The organism is Blautia sp. BIOML-A1 (genome assembly GCF_009883055.1).
Lineage (GTDB): Bacteria > Bacillota > Clostridia > Lachnospirales > Lachnospiraceae > Blautia_A.
In genome coordinates this window covers 1-2,658 of the sequence record NZ_WWVR01000091.1, presented here as the reverse complement: position 1 = coordinate 2,658, position 2,658 = coordinate 1, and the positions used below count along the sequence as shown (strand labels likewise).

At 41.3% G+C, this 2,658-nt stretch carries 3 protein-coding genes; all 3 read left to right on the top strand.

Features of this window, described 5'->3' with window-relative positions; genetic code table 11:
• Positions 1-936 (top strand): RNA-guided endonuclease TnpB family protein (locus tag GT674_RS17565; RefSeq protein ID WP_243149189.1); only part of this gene is annotated, 936 nt, incomplete at its 5' end.
• A gap of 156 nt (positions 937-1,092) precedes the next feature.
• Positions 1,093-1,542 carry an RNA-guided endonuclease InsQ/TnpB family protein gene (locus tag GT674_RS16810; RefSeq protein WP_442859866.1) on the top strand — a complete coding sequence of 150 codons (450 nt, stop codon included), beginning with the start codon at positions 1,093-1,095 and terminating at the stop codon, positions 1,540-1,542.
• Between the two features lie 404 nt (positions 1,543-1,946).
• Complete coding sequence (locus tag GT674_RS16800) at positions 1,947-2,567, top strand: RNA-guided endonuclease InsQ/TnpB family protein (protein WP_243149190.1); 621 nt, start codon at positions 1,947-1,949, stop codon at positions 2,565-2,567.
• Positions 2,568-2,658: the final 91 nt, after the last annotated feature.

The following is a 2,658-nucleotide window of genomic DNA, read 5'->3' as shown; positions in this document are numbered from 1 at the left end:
CTTGCACGGGAACAGCGGAAACTGTCCAGATGTCAGAGAGGCAGTCGGAATTATGAAAAACAGAAGAAACGGGTTGCACTGTGTCATGAAAAGATCCGAAATCAGAGAAAAGATTTCCAGCATAAACTCAGTGCAGGTCTTGCAGAGAACTACGATGCAGTATGCGTGGAAGACCTGGATCTGAAAGGGATGGCAGGAGGACTTCATTTTGGAAAAGGCGTACATGATAATGGATATGGCCTGTTCCTGTCTATGCTGGAATATAAACTGGAGGAACGCGGAAAATATCTGATCAAAGTAGATCGTTATTTTGCATCNTTATTTTGCTGTGAAAACCAAACAGCAGAAAAAAGACCGGCAGAAAAATTTCTGGGGATTGATTTTGCCATGCATGGGATGTGTGTATTTTCTACCGGTGAAAGAGCCGGATATCCGATGTTCTACCGGAATACAGAGAAAAAGCTTGCACGGGAACAGCGGAAACTGTCCAGATGCCAGAGAGGCAGTCGGAATTATGAAAAACAGAAGAAACGGGTTGCACTGTGTCATGAAAAGATCCGAAATCAGAGAAAAGATTTCCAGCATAAACTCAGTGCAGGTCTTGCAGAGAACTACGATGCAGTATGCGTGGAAGACCTGGATCTGAAAGGCATGGCAGGAGGACTTCATTTTGGGAAAGGTATATATGATAATGGATATGGTCTGTTTCTGTCTATGCTGGAATATAAACTGGAGGAACGCGGAAAATATCTGATCAAAGTAAATCGTTATTTCGCATCCAGTAAGATATGCAGTGTATGCGGAAAGAAAAAAGCCGAATTGTCTTTATCTGAAAGAATTTATTACTGTGAATGTGGAAGCAGAATGGATCGTGATGTAAATGCAGCAGTGAACATCATGAATGAGGGAAAAAGAATCTTTACAGAATGTGCATGACAGCACAATAAAAAGTCCGTATCCGGACAAGACAATAAGTAAGAAATATGCCCGTGTCCGGGCAAAAAATCGCGGGGCACGCGAGGATAGCTTGTAGATACTTGGCTCAGTAGAGCCATTGAGCAAGAAGCCCCCACTTCAAAATCAGAGATTTAAGTGGTGGGAGCATGTCACGATTTCTTTATAAAATTTCGTTTTCTTTTAGAAATNCTGTGTCATGAAAAGATCCGAAATCAGAGAAAAGATTTCCAGCATAAACTCAGTGCAGGTCTTGCAGAGAACTACGATGCAGTATGCGTGGAAGACCTGGATCTGAAAGGCATGGCAGGAGGACTTCATTTTGGGAAAGGTATATATGATAATGGATATGGTCTGTTTCTGTCTATGCTGGAATATAAACTGGAGGAACGCGGAAAATATCTGATCAAAGTAAATCGTTATTTCGCATCCAGTAAGATATGCAGTGTATGCGGAAAGAAAAAAGCCGAATTGTCTTTATCTGAAAGAATTTATTACTGTGAATGTGGAAGCAGAATGGATCGTGATGTAAATGCAGCAGTGAACATCATGAATGAGGGAAAAAGAATCTTTGCAGAATGTGCATGACAGCACAATAAAAAGTCCGTATCCGGACAAGACAATAAGTAAGAAATATGCCCGTGTCCGGGCAAAAAATCGCGGGGCACGCGAGGATAGCTTGTAGATACTTGGCTCAGTAGAGCCATTGAGCAAGAAGCCCCCACTTCAAAATCAGAGATTTAAGTGGTGGGAGCATGTCACGATTTCTTTATAAAATTTCGTTTTCTTTTAGAAATGAGGTTTTATTTTCAAAGCCATTCCAGAAAGCATATTGAATTACTTTTTTGCATATGCTATAATGCCAGTAGGCAAAAAAAGAAAGCATCCATAGTGGAAGTACAAAGAAAAACCCCAGTGTTGCAGCACTGGGGTTTTTTATTCCTACTTTTGGCAATGGAAAGGATTGANCATCCGGAAAATATTTTGCAAGTCTGTTATTTTGCTGTGAAAACCAAACAGTAGAAAAAAGACCGGCAGAAAAATTTCTGGGGATTGATTTTGCCATGCATGGGATGTGTGTATTTTCTACCGGTGAAAGAGCCGGATATCCGATGTTCTACCGGAATACAGAGAAAAAGCTTGCACGGGAACAGCGGAAACTGTCCAGATGCCAGAGAGGCAGTCGGAATTATGAAAAACAGAAGAAACGGGTTGCGCTGTGTCATGAAAAGATCCGAAATCAGAGAAAAGATTTCCAGCATAAACTCAGTGCAGGTCTTGCAGAGAACTACGATGCAGTATGCGTGGAAGACCTGGATCTGAAAGGCATGGCAGGAGGACTTCATTTTGGGAAAGGTATATATGATAATGGATATGGTCTGTTTCTGTCTATGCTGGAATATAAACTGGAGGAACGCGGAAAATATCTGATCAAAGTAAATCGTTATTTCGCATCCAGTAAGATATGCAGTGTATGCGGAAAGAAAAAAGCCGAATTGTCTTTATCTGAAAGAATTTATTACTGTGAATGTGGAAGCAGAATGGATCGTGATGTAAATGCAGCAGTGAACATCATGAATGAGGGAAAAAGAATCTTTACAGAATGTGCATGACAGCACAATAAAAAGTCCGTATCCGGACAAGACAATAAGTAAGAAATATGCCCGTGTCCGGGCAAAAAATCGCGGGGCACGCGAGGATAGC